At 44.2% G+C, this 16,950-nt stretch carries 11 protein-coding genes; 10 read left to right on the top strand and 1 reads right to left on the bottom strand.

The genetic code is table 11. The features are described from left to right. Positions 1-38: 38 nt before the first annotated feature. The 6 genes from ACFPIB_RS10015 to ACFPIB_RS09990 all read left to right on the top strand — a co-directional run bounded on the left by ACFPIB_RS10015 (position 39) and on the right by ACFPIB_RS09990 (position 6,484). Entirely contained in the window at positions 39-446 is a 408-nt protein-coding gene (locus tag ACFPIB_RS10015; RefSeq protein WP_378017314.1) for an ATP-binding protein, read from the top strand. Next, positions 439-870, top strand: a complete 432-nt coding sequence (gene ybeY, locus ACFPIB_RS10010; protein ID WP_378017313.1) for an rRNA maturation RNase YbeY — start codon at positions 439-441, stop codon at positions 868-870. Before ACFPIB_RS10015 ends, ybeY begins: the two co-directional genes overlap by 8 nt. Positions 871-920: 50 nt before the next feature. Further along, complete coding sequence (gene mnmG, locus ACFPIB_RS10005; protein WP_378017312.1) at positions 921-2,783, top strand: tRNA uridine-5-carboxymethylaminomethyl(34) synthesis enzyme MnmG; 1,863 nt, start codon at positions 921-923, stop codon at positions 2,781-2,783. Continuing rightward, entirely contained in the window at positions 2,784-3,671 is an 888-nt protein-coding gene (locus ACFPIB_RS10000) for a class I SAM-dependent methyltransferase (protein WP_378017311.1), read from the top strand. A 229-nt stretch (positions 3,672-3,900) separates the two neighbouring features. Further along, positions 3,901-5,505, top strand: a complete 1,605-nt coding sequence (locus ACFPIB_RS09995; RefSeq protein WP_378017310.1) for an Ig-like domain-containing domain — start codon at positions 3,901-3,903, stop codon at positions 5,503-5,505. 520 nt (positions 5,506-6,025) lie between these two features. Then, entirely contained in the window at positions 6,026-6,484 is a 459-nt protein-coding gene (locus ACFPIB_RS09990) for a hypothetical protein (RefSeq protein WP_378017309.1), read from the top strand. 247 nt (positions 6,485-6,731) lie between these two features. Here ACFPIB_RS09990 and ACFPIB_RS09985 read toward each other — a convergent pair whose 3' ends face one another. Continuing rightward, positions 6,732-8,135: an inorganic phosphate transporter gene (locus tag ACFPIB_RS09985; RefSeq protein WP_378017308.1), complete on the bottom strand. Its 1,404-nt coding sequence runs from the start codon at positions 8,133-8,135 to the stop codon at positions 6,732-6,734. A gap of 206 nt (positions 8,136-8,341) precedes the next feature. Here ACFPIB_RS09985 and ACFPIB_RS09980 point away from each other — a divergent pair, with 206 nt between their 5' ends. The 4 genes from ACFPIB_RS09980 to ACFPIB_RS09965 all read left to right on the top strand — a co-directional run bounded on the left by ACFPIB_RS09980 (position 8,342) and on the right by ACFPIB_RS09965 (position 16,702). Next, a complete protein-coding gene (locus ACFPIB_RS09980) occupies positions 8,342-9,841 on the top strand; it encodes a glycine--tRNA ligase (RefSeq protein ID WP_378017307.1) in 1,500 nt (499 codons plus the stop codon). Positions 9,842-10,083: 242 nt separating this feature from the next. Further along, positions 10,084-12,573, top strand: coding sequence for an efflux RND transporter permease subunit (locus ACFPIB_RS09975; protein WP_378017306.1), 2,490 nt, complete (start codon positions 10,084-10,086; stop codon positions 12,571-12,573). Next, on the top strand, positions 12,563-15,910 hold the full coding sequence (gene ileS / locus ACFPIB_RS09970; protein ID WP_378017305.1) for an isoleucine--tRNA ligase: 3,348 nt from the start codon (positions 12,563-12,565) through the stop codon (positions 15,908-15,910). The genes ACFPIB_RS09975 and ileS overlap by 11 nt, the downstream gene beginning before the upstream one ends. Positions 15,911-16,081: 171 nt before the next feature. Next, a complete protein-coding gene (locus tag ACFPIB_RS09965; RefSeq protein ID WP_378017304.1) occupies positions 16,082-16,702 on the top strand; it encodes a lipoprotein signal peptidase in 621 nt (206 codons plus the stop codon). The last annotated feature ends 248 nt before the right edge of the window (positions 16,703-16,950 follow it).

The raw sequence follows: 16,950 nt of genomic DNA, 5'->3' as shown, positions 1-16,950 counted from the left end.
AAAACCCAGTACTGCTTAATACCAACTCCCAAAAAATTATGAATCAGGTTAAAATTCAGATTCCCTCCATTATCGAAAACATCCGCATAGTGGAAAGCTTTATCGACAACTCTAAAGATAAATTCCAGATCGAGGACGATATCTATGGTAACATTATGGTTGCTGTAACGGAATCTGTAAATAACGCTATCCGTCACGGCAACAAATTCGATAAAGACAAGAACGTTTATCTCACGCTTCAGGTAAATAACGACCACTTAAAGTTTGAAGTTGAAGACGAAGGAAACGGTTTCGATACCGAATCTTTACCAGACCCAACGGCTGTGGAAAACCTGGAAAATCCTGGAGGGCGCGGTATCTTTTTAATGCGTAACCTTTGCGATGAAGTTAAGTTCTCAAACAATGGTAAGACCGTGCAATTAACGTTTTTCCTAAACAATGCTTGAGGAAAACATTAGTTTCGAAACGGAAGATATCCACTTCGAATTAACGAATTATCAACAGGTAAAAGCGTGGATAAAGCAAGTTATCCACAACCACAATTACGAGCTTGGAGAACTAACTTACATTTTCTGCTCCGACGATTACCTGCACAAAATAAACCTGGAGTATCTCGATCACGATACCCTGACAGATATTATCACCTTTGATAATGCCGACGAAGAGGGCACTATTGAAGGTGATATTTTTGTTAGCGTGGAACGTGTGAAAGAGAATGCTGAAGAAATGAAAGTACCATTTGATGATGAACTTCACCGGGTATTGATTCACGGCGTGTTGCACCTTTTGGGGCACGACGATACTACACCAGAATTGAAAGCAGCTATGCGCAAGGAAGAAGATAAATGTTTATCTTTGCGTAGTTTTTAAGGGAACTTAAGAATGTTTCACGTGAAACACTTTTAACCATTACAGTTTTAATGTTTACAGAATACGATATTATAGTAGTTGGCGCCGGTCACGCAGGTTGCGAAGCTGCACATTCAGCAGCTACAATGGGTTCTAAAGTTTTGTTGGTTACAATGAATATGAACACCATTGCGCAAATGTCGTGCAACCCGGCAATGGGAGGAGTGGCGAAAGGCCAGATCGTAAGAGAAGTAGATGCTTTGGGTGGAATGAGCGGAATCATCACCGATAAAACGATGATCCAATTCCGGATGCTTAACCGTTCCAAAGGCCCGGCAATGTGGAGCCCAAGAGCGCAAAGCGACCGGATGCGTTTTTCCGAAGAATGGCGTACCGCTTTAGAGAACAACCTGAACATCGATTTTTGGCAGGATATGGTTTCTGAAGTGATCGTAGAAAACGGTAGGGTTTGCGGCGTAAAAACTAGTATGGGAATTGAGATCCGTTCAAAAGCGGTGATCTTAACCAACGGCACTTTCCTGAACGGTATCATTCACATCGGCGAAAAGCAACTGGGTGGGGGCAGAGCTGCCGAACGTTCAGCAAAAGGAATCACGGAGCAGTTAGTTTCTTTAGGTTTCGAAAGCGGCCGGATGAAAACCGGAACCCCACCACGCATCGATGGTCGTTCACTGGATTACTCTAAAATGGAAGAACAGTTTGGCGATGCTGAACCTTCGAAATTCTCTTACACCGATACCCAGCCATTAACCAAACAACGCAGCTGCTACATTACCTACACCAATTCTGAAGTTCACGAAATCCTGAAAACCGGCTTCGAAAAATCGCCAATGTTCCAGGGAAGAATCCAGGGTTTAGGTCCAAGATATTGTCCGTCTATAGAAGATAAGATCAACCGCTTCGCCGATAAAGACCGTCACCAGATCTTTGTGGAACCGGAAGGGTGGAGCACGGTAGAAATTTATGTAAACGGTTTCTCAAGCTCATTGCCGGAAGATGTTCAGTTCAAAGCTTTGCGTAAAATTGCCGGTTTCGAAAACGCGAAAATGTTCCGTCCGGGTTACGCCATTGAATACGATTTCTTCCCGCCAACGCAGCTGAACCATACCTTAGAAACAAAGCTGGTAGAGAACTTATATTTTGCCGGACAAATTAACGGCACCACCGGTTACGAAGAAGCCGCTTGCCAGGGTTTAATGGCTGCGATAAATGCGCACCAGAAAGTTCAGGAAAAGGAGCCGGTAATTCTGAGCCGTTCCGAAGCATACATTGGTGTACTGATTGATGACCTGGTAACCAAAGGTACCGACGAACCTTACCGGATGTTTACTTCCCGCGCAGAACACAGAATTTTATTACGTCAGGATAATGCTGATATTCGTCTTACTAAAATTGGTTACGACCTTGGTTTAGCCGATGCGTCGCGTTTAGAAAAAGTAGAAAGGAAAATCAAAGAGACTTCCGAAATCGCTACCTATTTGCGTAAGAAAAGTGTGGAACCTTCGGAAGTAAATACGATCTTGCTGGCTTTAGAATCGGCGCCAATTTCAGAGAAAGCCAAAGCCTCTAACCTGCTAAAGCGTCCGAATATTGAGATCGAACATATTGCCAAAGGCGATGCGGAATTGGCCAGCTTCCTGAGCAACTACAGCACGGAAAGCATTGAACAAGCCAGCATCGAAATTAAATACGAAAGCTACATTGAAAAAGAGAACCAGCACGCCGACAGGATGAAGGAACTCGAAAACTACGTGATCCGCGAACGCTTGGATTACACCAAAATGCCAGCCTTGTCGCACGAAGCGCGGCAGAAGCTGCTTAAAATAAACCCGGAAACAATTGGCCAGGCTTCCCGCATCAGCGGTGTATCGCCAGCCGATATTTCAGTCTTAATGGTATACCTCGGAAAATAGATGGCCTACGAACGCCTTGAGAATTGCCCGGTTTGCGGGAAATCAGAGTTTAAGAACTTCTTAGTTGTAAAAGATAAATCGGTTTCGCAGGAAAGCTTTGTAATTGTGCAATGCGAAAACTGCAGCTTCAAATTCACGAATCCGCGTCCGGATGCCGAAAGCATTGGCGCGTATTACGAATCGGAAGATTATATTTCGCACAGCAATACCAACAAAGGCATTATCAATAAAGCGTACCAGGTAGTGCGTTCTATTGCGGTAAAAGATAAACTGGAGCTGATCAATAAACTGGCGCCGAAAGGAGCAATTCTGGATTATGGCTGCGGTACCGGATATGTATTGGCGGCTTGTCAGAAAGATGGCTGGAAAGTAGAAGGCTTTGAACCAAACTTAACGGCTAATAAACAAGCAGAAGAAAAGCTAGGGAAATACATTGAAAAAGTAAGCCTTGAGCGCTTCGATGAAGAAAGCTTCGAAATAATTACAATGTGGCACGTATTAGAGCATGTGCACACCTTGAATGAAACATTTCAGGAATTACTTTCTTTATTAAAACCAGGTGGAGTTATGCTGGTAGCCGTTCCTAATGCAGATTCTTTAGATGCACAGAAATACGGGGAAAATTGGGCAGCTTATGATGTTCCACGTCATTTGTATCACTTCAACCAAGCTACCATGAAGCGGTTCCTGAAGAAGCATAAACTGGCCCTGGAAGATACCAAACCTATGAAATACGATGCATACTATGTAAGCATGCTGAGCGAAAAGTATAAAGCAGGTAAAACAAAAATGTTCAACAGTGTTTTAAACGGTTATAAATCAAATAGTTACGCCAGTAAAAACAATAAAGATTATTCAAGCCTGATCTATATAGCACGCAAAAAATAAAATATGCTCCGGATAAAAAGGTTCGCGCTTGCAGGAATGCTGCTTTTTAGCACCTCGTTCTTTCAAATAGAGGCGCAAACTGATACAACCCGGGTAAAAACCGAAGCCGTAATATTACCCCAACAACCTGATCTGAAACTGGAGAAGGATAAAAAGAGGCAGAACAGAACTGAGAAATTAGTTTTCGTTTCGTGCCTCTTTATTGTTTTAACCACCATACTACTATACAATGTGCGCTCAAAATAGACTTTTAGCCGCTTTTTCCCTACTGTTTTTAAGCGGGTGTGCTGCCATAAACGCCCCTGAAGGTGGCCCTCGCGATGAAAAGAAACCAACCCTTACCAATATTTCGCCAGCAAATGGTACTACCAATTTTAAAGGCAAAACCATTACCATGACTTTTGATGAGGACGTAAGGCCAAGCGATATAAATAAGCAACTCATCATTAGTCCGAATACTGCAAATACTTACTCGGTAAGCAACGACCGGAAAACCATTACCCTTGAATTTGATAAAAACCTGGAAGAAAATACGACCTACTTTCTAAATTTCAGGGAGGCTGTAGAAGATATAACGGAAAGTAATAAGGCCGAGCCTATTACATTATCGTTCAGTACAGGAGCATTCTTGGATACGGGTAGGGTAGCGGGTAAAGTAATAGATTACATTAGTTCAAACCCGGAAAGTGATGTGACAATTGCGATGTACCCAGAGAGTGATACCAACAATATCCGTGACCACAAACCATACTATTTCACAAAAACCAATTCCGACGGCAGTTTTGAACTGAAAAGCATAAAAACAGGCAATTATTGGATATTTGCGCACGCCGATAAAAATGCCAATGAATACTATGATCAGGAAAAAGAAAAGATCGGATATCTGTTAAAACCCATAACAGTAAATCCAAAAGCAGATTCGGTTCTTTTAAAAACGGTATTACTGGACACGCAAAAGCCCTTTGTCTTAAAAACCGAAAATTTCCTTGACCAAAATACGATCGATTTCAACGAAGGCATTAAAACGCTTTTGTTCAGAACAATGTCACGGCCGCAAAAAGAAATTAAACTAACCTATTTGCAGTCGGAGGATGGGAAAAAAATTACTGTTTATCCGGAAAAAGGATCTTTAGCAACCCAATTAATAGCGTTATCTACTGATAGCTCCGGAAATGCTGGTGTGGATACCGTTAAATTCAAATTAACTGGTTCTAAAGGAATTCCTGATCGCTTAAATTTTAAAATTTATCAAAATGAACTTGAGGCGGAAGCAGAAAATGAAATTAAGATAATATTCCCAATTCCAGTTCAAGTTACTGGCACACAACCTTTTACGTTAATAGAAGATACCATACGAAAAGTTAAGCCAGATTTTCCTAAAAGCTATAAACTCAGCCAGAACAACACGGTACTTACACTAAATTATAGTCCAAAAGCTCTGAAACAAGTTGATTTAGAATTAGATACCACTCAGATAAGGGCAATAAACGGTAAAGCATTCCAGAAGCAGAAAGTTAGCTTTACTATCAGTCGCAAGGCTACTACAGGTAGCATTTCGGCCATAATAAAAACGAATTACCAAGAATACAGCGTAGAATTGCTCAACGAACAAGGCAAAGTAATAGATATTAAACAAAATGCTCGTAGAGTAAATTATCCGCAATTAGTACCTGGCAATTATAATATCAGGGTTAAGATAGATGAGGATAGAGACGGGAAATGGGAATTAGGAGATAAACGTCTGACAACCAATCCTGAAAAAATTTACGTTTACCCGAAACCGATTAGTGTGCGGGCAAACTGGGAAATTGCAGATCTTATTCTCACTTTTTAACCAAAACGCTGCATAACCTGTGGATAAATGTGGAAGAACGTGCATAAAATTTCGGAAATGAAGCTTAAAAATCAAATTTCAGATCAGAGCTTCGGAAAAATGTGAATACCGGTTCAAAAACTTATATACCGAAAATGCTTTTCCACGGAGTTCATAAACCAAATTAAAATTTCAGCTCACATATCCATAAAAGTGGAAAACTCGCATAAGTGCTTGTTTTTCAGAAATCAGAAATGAACATAGCAACATTTCTATGTGGAATACCGAAAGAATAATGCACAGAAATATGAGCAGGCAATGGAAAACAAAAACTTATTCACTTATAAACAGCCCTAACAAACAGAAGAAAATATTTAAGCTTTAAATTTTTTTTTATTTAAAATATTAGCGCTGTGGAAATGTGAATTGGCGACCGAAAATTTTTAAATCTGAAAAACGGCGAAGCCGGAAAAATTTTAAAAAGAAAACGGTATACTTGAGACCGCAAAAAGTAAGAAAGAAAAACTAACACGTAAATAAGATGCAGGAAAACGAAATCGTACTAGGCCAGGGAATTGGCGATATAAAATTCGGTTTAACTATGGACGAGGTTGAAACCATTATGGGAAAACCGGAAGAAGTTGAAACTTCAGAAGAAGATGAAGAATTTGAATACGAGGTCTGGAATTACTGGGAGGAAGGTTATTCCTTTTATTTCGACGAAGATGATGACTACCGCTTGGGCCTAATCGAAACGGCAAATGAAGAAGTGACTATGTTCGGCCAGAAGATCTTCCAGATGAAGCAAGCTGAAGTGGAAGCGTTACTTAAAAGCAAAGGCTTATCGAACCCGGATAAAGACACGTTAGAAACAGGCGAGAAGCACGTAACTTACGAGAAAGAGATGCTGGATATGTATTTCGATAAAGATGCGCTGGTGACCGTTAAATTCGGTGTATTTGTAAGTGATGATCTGGAAGTACAATGGCCAAATTTGTAATCCCGACTTTTAAGAATAAAACCATACCATTTGAAAACCGAAAACCGTCCTGAGAATTTCAGGGCGGTTTTTCTTTTACTAAGGCAGGCAGAAAGCGTTTAAAATTAAAAGATGGATTGTACCTTAGAATTACTGAAATACGCTTAAAAGGCCTTAAAATGACTTTTTTATACTGAAAGCATAGCGTTTTCCACATAAAAAAAGCCCCGGATATTTCCGGGGCTTTTCAATTTAATTTCTTTCAGTATCAGATCATCCAGCGGAATAACAGAAACAACGTACCGGAAAGGAACATAGATACCGGGAGAGTAAGTACCCAAGCCAATGCAATATTCCGGATGGTGCCGGCATTCAGGTTTTTAATACCGCGGTTAGCTACCATAGAACCCGCAATACCCGAAGATAAAATGTGGGTGGTACTTACCGGCAGCTTGAAAATAAATGTGGAAAAACCAATTACGCCAGCAGCCATTAATTCGGCAGAAGCGCCCTGTGCGTAAGTTAAATGTTCTTTACCGATTTTTTCACCTATGGTTTTAACAATTCTTTTCCACCCAATCATAGTACCAATACCCAGCGAAAGCGCTACGATCATCACTACCCAATTCGGAGCGTAATCTGTAAAACTGCGCATGGTAGCAATACTGGCATGAATTTCTTCGCGGTCGTTCTGGCTTAAAGAGATATCCGGGCTTTTCAACAAGGCTTCGGTATCTTTATTAAGGAGTAGAATATCTTTCCGCAACTGGAATTTGCTTTTGTCTTCCAGCTCATGCAACGTTTTCGCTCCTTCAAAAATACTATGCATATCGGCTGCTTCAGCTTTAATGCGGCTTACCGTTTCGGCATCAGTTTTCGATAAAACGGAAACATCGATACGGTTCATCACCTGTTCCGTGCGGGCCAGCGAATGTTGGATTTCGAAAGGATCTTTGGTATGATCTAAGGCAAAATAAACCGGCACAATTCCGATTAGGATCAGCATAATTAAACCCACGCCTTTCTGACCATCGTTGGAACCGTGAAAAAAGCTAACCGCGGTACAGGTAAAGATTAGGATTAAGCGGATCCAGAGGGGAGGTGGTTTCCGTTTGTGCGGCTCTTTAAAAATGGTTTTGCTTTTAACGAAGCGCTTCAGCACAAACATAAGCATAACCGTAAGCGTGAAACCCAATAACGGCGAAACGATGAGCGACATCCCGGTTTTTCCGGCTTCACCCCAGTTAACTGCCGCGCCGCCGCCATCTGGCAGGGCTGAAAAAGCAATACCAACGCCCAGAATGGCGCCGATAAGCGTATGCGAGCTGGAAGAAGGTAAGCCATAATACCAGGTTCCAAGATTCCAGATAATTGCACTTAATAGGAGGGCTCCGATCATAGCTATCCCATGATAGACGTCCTGATCGATGAGTGCTTCGATGGGCAATAAATAAACAATACCCATGGCCACCCCAATTCCGCCGGCAAATACGCCAATAAAATTCCAGAAGGCCGACCAGACCACCGCGATCCAGGGCCGGAGCGTGTTGGTGTAAATTACGGTTGCTACCGCGTTGGCCGTATCGTGGAAGCCATTCACAAACTCAAACGCGCAAGCCGCCAGCAGGCACAAAATGAGCAGGAATAATAGTTGTGGATCTAGTCCAAACATAAAATTTATGATAAAATGAAAAAATCAGGCAAAATTACGGCTATTGCCCCGCGCCAATGTTAACGAATTGTTAAATTAATGTAACGCAAAGTACGCTGCCTACGGAAAAGAACAAAACTCTGGCTAAAAAACGGTAGGGTTTTTAACTGAAAAAGTATAAAATGCCGGTTGCCTTTAATTTAAAAGCTATACCTATATTTGCACCCATGGCAAAAGAAGAAAAGAATACCCTCGAAAACACCCAGTTAAAAGATATTATTTCGCACGCCAAAGAATACGGTTTCGTGTTCCCGAGCTCGGAAATTTACGACGGTTTGCAGGCCGTTTACGATTACGGCCAGATGGGCGTGGAATTGAAAAACAACCTGAAGCAGCTCTGGTGGAAAAGCATGACGCAGCTGCACCAGAACATTGTGGGCATCGATTCGGCCATTTTCATGCAGCCCGATACCTGGAAAGCTTCCGGCCACATCGATTCTTTCAACGATCCGATGATCGACAACAAAGATTCGAAAAAACGCTACCGCGCCGATGTTTTAATTGAAGATAAAGCTGCCGAATACGAAAAAGCCGGCGACAAGGAAAAAGCTGATGCTTTATTAAAACTGATGGGCCACCTGCTGGAAAAAGAAGATCTGGTAGGCGTTCAGGAATTAATAATTGCCGAAGGAATAAAATGCCCGATCTCCGGCACCGCCAACTGGACCGAAGTGCGTCAGTTCAATTTGATGTTCTCTACCCAGGTTGGTTCGGTAGCGGAAGACAGCACTACTATTTATTTAAGACCTGAAACGGCTCAGGGTATTTTCGTAAACTTCCTGAACGTGCAGAAAACCGGCCGGATGAAAATTCCTTTCGGTATTGCGCAGATCGGTAAAGCTTTCCGGAACGAAATTGTAGCGCGCCAGTTCATTTTCCGGATGCGCGAATTCGAACAAATGGAAATGCAGTTCTTTGTTCGCCCTGGCACCGAAATGGAATGGTATAATAAATGGCGCGAAAGCCGCAAAAAATGGCACGAAGTGGTAGGCGTTCCGGCCGAAAAACTCCGTTTCCACGACCATGAAAAACTGGCGCATTACGCCAACGCCGCGGTAGATATCGAATTCGAATTCCCGTTCGGTTTCAAAGAAGTAGAAGGCATCCACTCGCGTACTGATTTCGACTTGAAACAGCACCAGGAATTGAGCCGCAAAAAAATGCAGTACTTCGACAACGACCTGAACGAAGAAGGAAAACCATTCGGAAATTACGTGCCTTATGTGGTTGAAACTTCCGTAGGCGCCGACCGTCTGTTTTTAATGACACTTTGCAACGCTTACCAGGAAGAAGAAATTACTGAAAACGAGCAAACTAAAACCCGTACCTTCCTGAAATTCCACCCGGCCATTGCCCCGGTAAAAGCCGCCATTTTCCCGCTCGTTCGCAAAGACGGTTTGCCGGAAAAAGCCATGGAGATCTTCGACGACCTGAAATACGATTTCAACATGATCTACGAAGAACGCGACGCCATTGGTAAACGCTACACCCGCCAGGATTTAATTGGAACGCCGTTCTGCATTGCCGTGGATTACCAGACCATGGAAGATAACACCGTTACGGTACGTGAACGCGATTCCCGCGAACAGAAACGGATGCCGATTTCTGAACTGCGTCAGTATATCGGCGATGCCGTGAGTATGAAGCGGATCTTCGAGAAGTTGTAACCCCACACAACCCTCCCCTGATTCAGGGGAGGGCTTTTTTTTATATTAACGTGCGGACAGGTCAAGCCCTCTCCCTACGGGAATTAAATCCGGAAAACCCTCTTCAAATCACTTCCAAAACGCTATGGTTTTTGGCCTGAAAACCCAAATACCTTATTAAAGCCCGCGCCCAAACCAATTTCTCCTTTCAGAATTCATATTTCTGAACCGTAAACCTTACCTTTGCTCAATTGTAGCAACCCATGTGGAAGAAAATTGCCCTTTTTATTCTTAAGAACCGGCTTTCGCTAATAATTGTTTTGGCGCTGGCTACGGCGTTTATGGCCTGGAAAGCCCGGGAAGTGGAAATGTCCTACGATTTTGCCAATGTGGTGCAGCAGGACGATCCAGATATGATCTACTTCAAACGTTTCAGGCAAACGTTTGGCGAGGACGGCAACGTGCTGGTAATCGGCATGCACGACAGTGCGATCTACAATCTCAGTAATTTCCGCGAATTCAAAAATCTTTCCGATGCCGTTGCCAAAGTAGAAGGCGTAAAAGCCGTGATTTCTTTGCCGGGTTTGGTAAGCATTGAAAAAGACACTACCGAACGGACCTTTACCCCGAAGAAAATTTTTGAGCCTTTTCCGACAACTCAGAAAGAACTGCACACGCTGCTGCAAAAAGTTAAAGACCAGAAATTCTACGAAGGCTTAATTATAAACGAACAAACCGGGGCTACGCTGCTGGCCGTAACTGTAGATCCGGCCTACCTGAATTCGGCAAGAAGGGTAGAGGTAATGGACAACATTACGGCCCAAACCGAAGCCTTCGCCGAAAAGACCAATATTAAAGTGCATTACGCCGGCCTGCCTTTCGTGCGCGCCATCATGACGACCAAGGTTGCCAGCGAAATGAAAATGTTTTTGGGCCTGGCGCTTTTAGTAACGGCCATTACCTTATTTCTGACCTTCCGGAGCTGGTCTGCGGTAATTTTTCCGCTGTTGGTAATCAGCGTGGCGGTTATCTGGGTAATGGGGACAATTGCACTCTTCGGATTTAAAATTTCGTTGCTAACTGGCTTAATACCAACCATTATCGTAGTTATCGGCATCCCGAATTCTACTTACTTATTAACGCACTATCACTTGGAATACCGCAAGCATGGCAACCAGGTGCTGGCAATGGCGCGCGTAGTAAGCAAGCTGGGGCTGGTAACGTTTGTCAACAATGCTACTACGGCAATCGGCTTCATCGTTTTCACATTTACCAACATTGCGCTGCTTTACGAATTCGGAATAATTGCCGGTATTAACATTTTCGTTACGTTTTTCGTCTGCATTATCCTTATTCCGACGGTGTTCACCTACTTGCCGCCGCCAAGCCCCAGACAGCTCAAACACCTTGATGCCAAACAGCTTTCCAAACTGCTGGAGTTCATCAGTTTTATCGTTTTGAAAAAGCGTCATCTTATTTATTTCTTTACCATTCTGGCTTCCGGACTGGCAATTTATGGAGTTTCGAAGATGAAAACCGTAGCGTTTATGGTAGATGATCTTCCGGAAGAAAGCAGTGTAAACGCCGACCTCAAATTTTTCGAGCATCACTTTAATGGCGTAATGCCGCTCGAGATCGTGATCGATACCGGCGTGAAGCAAGGCGTTTTAAAACTGAACAACCTCAAGAAACTCGATAAGCTGGAAGCGTTCTTGAAAACCCAACCTATTTTATCGGCACCTATTTCGGTAGGAGGTTTGGTGAAAACGGCTACGCAGGCCTTTTACAACGGCGACCCGAAATCATACCGCTTACCGGACAATACTGAGCGGAATTTCATTTTCAGTTACCTGGCCAAGCAAGGCAAAGGCGAAAATAAAAGGCTGCTCCGAAATTTCGTAGATACTACCGGCCAGCGTACCCGCATTTCTTTGCGCGTAGCCGATGTAGGTTCGCGCGAATTAGATGTGCTGCTGAACACCAAACTGAAACCGGAGATCAGGAAGATCTGGGGTGGTGAAGAAGTTAAGGAAACGGACGAAGGCAATACCATGACCTTTCAGCGCGAAGGCGCCGACAACAAACAATCTATAAGTTTAACCGGAACCACGCTGCTTTTCCTGAAAGGAAATGAATACCTTATCAACAGCCTCGGTATGAGTTTGCTGCAGGCTTTTGTGTTGGTAACTTTAATTATCGTTTTCCTCTTCCGGAGCTCCAGTGCGGTAGTTATAACGCTCATTCCCAATATTATACCGCTTTTATTGGTAGGTGGGTTAATGGGTTATTTCGGTATTTCGCTTAAGCCAAGCACCGCCCTGATCTTTACCATTGCGCTGGGGATAACCGTGGATAATACTGTACATTTCCTAGCCAAATACCGCCACGATCTGGCGGCTAATGGTTTTAAAGTACGCGAAGCAATTTCTTCGGCAATCAGCGAAGCCGGTACAAGTATGATGTACACAACTGTTACCTTATTCTTTGGTTTCGTTATCTTCGCGTTCTCGGAGTTTGGCGGAACAAAGGCACTGGGTATATTAATGTCGCTGACCTTATTGATCGCTATGTTTACCAACCTGATCGTGCTGCCGGCCTTGCTCGTAACCTTCGATAAAGGAAGATACACCTACGAGCCGAACGCACCAATAGAAGACTACGACGAATTCAGCGAAGAAGAAAATGCTGACGAAGACCCGGAACTGTTGGAAATTAAAAAAGAATTAGAGCAAACTGATAGCCGTGAAGTATAACGAATACAAAAACCTCGACTACGCCAGAGTTGGCGAAGACATCCTGAAGTACTGGAAAGAGAACCGCATTTTTGAACAATCGGTAGAAACCCGCGAGGGCCAGCCCACTTTCGTTTTTTATGAAGGTCCGCCTTCGGCAAACGGTACGCCCGGCATTCACCACGTAATGGCCCGCGCCGTGAAAGATATTTTCTGCCGCTACAAAACACTGCAGGGTTTCCAGGTGAACCGCAAAGGCGGCTGGGACACGCACGGCTTGCCGGTAGAACTTCAGGTAGAAAAAGAGCTCGGCATAACCAAAGAAGACATTGGCAAGAAAATTTCGGTGGAAGAATATAATGCCCGTTGCCGCGAAACCGTAATGCGTTTCAAATCTCAGTGGGACGATCTGACCGAAAAAATGGGTTACTGGGTTGACCTCAACGATCCATACATCACCTTCGAGAACGACTACATCGAAAGCGTATGGGCGTTGCTCAAAAAACTCTACGACAAAGGGTATCTCTATAAAGGCTACACCATTCAGCCGTTTTCCCCGGCGGCCGGTACCGGCTTAAGTTCCCACGAACTTAACCAGCCCGGAACTTACAAAGACGTAAAAGACACCACCATCGTAGCCCAGTTCAAAGTAAAGCGCAACGATGTTTCGGAGAAGTTATTCACAGCTTCCAACGACGCCGACGTTTACTTCCTGGCATGGACAACTACGCCTTGGACGCTTCCTTCAAACTCCGCTCTTGCTGTTGGTAAAGGAATTCGTTACGTACAGGTAAAAACCTTTAATCCGTACACGCATCTTCCCGTACAGGTAATTCTGGCGAAAGACTTGATCGGTAGGTTTTTCTCCGAAAAAAGTAAAGGCTTAGATTTCGCCGCTTATAAAGCCGGCGACAAGCAAATTCCTTTTGAAGTGGTTGCTGAATATACCGGCGCTGATCTGAACGGAATTGAGTACGAACAGCTAATGCCATACGTCCAACCGGATACTCCGGCGTTCCGCGTGATCATCGGCGATTTCGTTACCACGGAAGACGGAACAGGAATTGTCCACATTGCGCCAACCTTCGGAGCGGATGACTTTAGAACCGCTACCCAGCAAAATATCCCGGCAATTACGGTAGTTGACGATATGGGGAAAGCCGTTCCGCTAGTGGATAGACAAGGCCGTTTCGTGCCGGAAGTTACCGACTTTGCGGGCAAATACGTGAAGAACTACGACGGTCAGGATGAAACGCACGTTGATTACAAATCCGTTGACGTTCAGATCGCTATCAAACTAAAGGAAGAAAATAAGGCCTTTAAAGTAGAGAAATACGAGCATACTTACCCACATTGCTGGCGAACCGATAAACCGATCCTATATTATCCGCTGGATAGCTGGTTCATCAAAACTACGGCTGTAAAGCAACGCTTAATTGAACTGAACGAAACCATTAACTGGAAACCAGAAAGTACTGGCTCTGGTCGTTTTGGAAACTGGCTCGAAAACCTGGTGGACTGGAACCTATCGCGTTCGCGTTACTGGGGCACGCCGCTGCCGATCTGGCGCACCGAAGACGGTACCGAAGAGATCTGCATTGGCTCCATCGAACAGCTGGCTGAAGAAATTGACCGCGCCGTTGACGCCGGTTTAATGGATGCGCCGCTGCCGGAAAGCTACGACCTACACCGTCCGTTTGTGGATAATATTGTGCTGAAAAGCAACCACGGCAAACCGATGTACCGCGAAACCGATCTCATCGATGTGTGGTTCGATTCCGGTGCGATGCCGTATGCGCAATGGCATTACCCGATCGAGAACAAAGAACTTTTCAAAAAAAACTTCCCCGCCGATTTCATTGCGGAAGGCGTGGACCAGACCCGCGGATGGTTCTTTACCCTGCACGCGCTGGCCGTAATGCTGGAAGACAGCGTAGCTTTCAAAAACGTAATTGCCAACGGTCTGGTGCTGGATAAGAACGGCAACAAGATGAGCAAGCGCTTAGGCAACGCTGTGGATCCGTTTGAAACCATTGGCAAATTTGGTCCGGATGCTACGCGTTGGTATATGATCGTGAATGCGCCACCTTGGGATAACCTGAAATTCAACACCGATGGCGTAGTTGAAGTACAACGCCGTTTCTTTGGCACGCTGCAGAACACCTATTCCTTCTTCGCGCTCTACGCCAACCTGGATAACTTCACGTTTGCCGAAGCCGAAGTACCGGTAGAACGCCGCACGGAAAGCGACCGCTGGATTATTTCGAAGCTGAATTCGCTCGTAAACGTTGTGGAAAACTACTTCAACGATTACGACCCGACTAAAGCTGCCCGCGCCATTCAGGACTTCGTAACCGACGATCTGAGTAACTGGTACGTGCGCCTGAACCGCAAACGTTTCTGGAAAGGTGAATACAACGAAGATAAAATGGCGGCTTACCAGACGCTTTATACTTGTCTGGAAACTGTGGCTAAACTGGCTTCGCCGATCGCGCCGTTCTATATGGATCAGCTATTCCTGGACCTGAACAAGGTTTCCGGCAAGAGTTCTTCGCAATCAGTACATTTGGAACGCTATCCGGAAGCTGTGGAAAACCTGATCGATGCAGATCTTGAAGAACGGATGGCTTTGGCACAAACGGTTTCTTCACTGGTGCATTCACTTCGGAAAAAACATACCATTAAAGTGCGTCAGCCGCTGAGCCGCATTATGATGCCGGTGCTTACCGACAAAATGCGCGAACAGATTGCCGCCGTGGCCGACCTGATCCAGACCGAAGTAAACGTGAAGAATATCGAATTTATGGATGATTCTTCGGCAGTGCTGGTGAAAAAGATCAAGCCAAACTTCAAACGCTTAGGCCAGGTTTTCGGTCCGAAACTGAAAGTAGTAGCTACCGCCATTCAAGGAATGAGCCAGGAAGATATTGCTACTTTGGAACGCGAAAACGGCTTTGCTTTTGATATGGGCGATGAACAGCCGGTAATCATTTCGCCGGAAGATGTGGAAATCTCTTCGGAAGATATCCCTGGTTGGCTCGTAGCTTCGGAAGGAAAAATTACCGTAGCCTTAGATACCACCATTTCAGAAGAACTGAAGCAGGAAGGCATTGCCCGCGACCTGGTAAACCGGATCCAGAATCTGCGCAAAGATGCCGGTTTGGAAGTTCAGGATAAAATCAGCCTGCAGATCGAAAGCCAGAACACCGACGTAATTGCCTCTGTGGATTACTTCCGGAATTACATCTGCGAAGAAACCCAGGCGGTAAACTTTGAAGTGAAAAACGGTATCGAAAATGCTACTGAAATTGACCTGGATGGTATGCTGTTGAAGCTTGGATTGACGGTAGCGAAATAATGTCTGAATTGGGATTTGTAGGATTAGAGGATTAAAGGATTTTTGATTAGATCGAATTTTCAAGGTAGCGTAGGGTTTAAACCCTACGCTACTTGATTTTAAAAATTATCAATCCTTAAATCCCTTAATCCAAAGAATCCTAATTCAGACACAAACATTGAAACACGAATTATGAAATACTGGAAATATTATTTGGCTGCTTTGCTGGTTATTATCGTCGATCAGGCGGTGAAGTTTGCGGTACATTACAATATGGAAATGGGCCTGCCAGGTGAGATCAAGATCTTCGGCGATTGGTTCAAGCTGCACTATACCTTAAATCCGGGAATGGCTTTCGGTGTAGAACTCGGTTCTGATTACGGCAAAATTATCCTGACGCTTTTCCGTTTGGTAGCGATGTTTGGTATTGGTTATTACCTGTACCACTTGGTTAAAACCCGCGCGCATTCCGGTTTCATCTGGTGCATTGCTTTGATCTTAGGTGGCGCCATTGGTAACTTAATCGACAGTATTTTCTATGGCGTCCTGTTTGATAATGCTCCTTATGGCGCGCATTCCCCGTGGTTTCACGGACAAGTAGTTGATATGTTCTTTGTAGATCTTTGGGAAGGGATTCTGCCAAAGTGGATCCCGATTCTTGGTGGAAAACCAATGTCGTTGTGGCCAATCTTTAACGTCGCCGATGCAGCAATTTTTATGGGCGTAGTCTTTATCCTGTTCAACCAAAATAAGTTTTTCGGCCACGATGTGAAGGAGAAAGACGAAATTCATACCGAAAGACCGGTTGTCTGAACACGATTTTAAGGATTTTAAAGATTTACAGGATTGCCGTAGGGACAGGGCTTGACCTGTCCGCAAACGTATCGCGACTTTTTTCCCAGAAAGGGATAGCGTTTTTCTTATTACCTTCATTCAATAAGAGCGGTCATCTCGACGCCAAGAAAGATCTCCGGAATTAGGTAGAAAGCTAGAATAAAAGTTACTGCAAACTTGGAGAGATTTCTCCCTCTAGTCGAAATGACAAATTATTGCGTCATCCC

Origin of the sequence: Adhaeribacter terreus, assembly GCF_042657365.1 — a bacterium.
Classification (GTDB): Bacteria; Bacteroidota; Bacteroidia; order Cytophagales; family Hymenobacteraceae; genus Adhaeribacter_A; species Adhaeribacter_A terreus.
This window is presented reverse-complemented; position numbering and strand designations above follow the sequence as displayed.

What these genes read in the sequence shown, in the direction of transcription:
- ACFPIB_RS10015 (WP_378017314.1), top strand. Translation starts at nt 39, where the DNA reads ATGAATCAGGTTAAAATTCAGATTCCCTCCATTATCGAAAACATCCGC.
- ybeY (WP_378017313.1), top strand. Translation starts at nt 439, where the DNA reads ATGCTTGAGGAAAACATTAGTTTCGAAACGGAAGATATCCACTTCGAA.
- mnmG (WP_378017312.1), top strand. Translation starts at nt 921, where the DNA reads ATGTTTACAGAATACGATATTATAGTAGTTGGCGCCGGTCACGCAGGT.
- ACFPIB_RS10000 (WP_378017311.1), top strand. Translation starts at nt 2,784, where the DNA reads ATGGCCTACGAACGCCTTGAGAATTGCCCGGTTTGCGGGAAATCAGAG.
- ACFPIB_RS09995 (WP_378017310.1), top strand. Translation starts at nt 3,901, where the DNA reads ATGTGCGCTCAAAATAGACTTTTAGCCGCTTTTTCCCTACTGTTTTTA.
- ACFPIB_RS09990 (WP_378017309.1), top strand. Translation starts at nt 6,026, where the DNA reads ATGCAGGAAAACGAAATCGTACTAGGCCAGGGAATTGGCGATATAAAA.
- ACFPIB_RS09985 (WP_378017308.1), bottom strand. Translation starts at nt 8,135, where the DNA reads ATGTTTGGACTAGATCCACAACTATTATTCCTGCTCATTTTGTGCCTG.
- ACFPIB_RS09980 (WP_378017307.1), top strand. Translation starts at nt 8,342, where the DNA reads ATGGCAAAAGAAGAAAAGAATACCCTCGAAAACACCCAGTTAAAAGAT.
- ACFPIB_RS09975 (WP_378017306.1), top strand. Translation starts at nt 10,084, where the DNA reads ATGTGGAAGAAAATTGCCCTTTTTATTCTTAAGAACCGGCTTTCGCTA.
- ACFPIB_RS09965 (WP_378017304.1), top strand. Translation starts at nt 16,082, where the DNA reads ATGAAATACTGGAAATATTATTTGGCTGCTTTGCTGGTTATTATCGTC.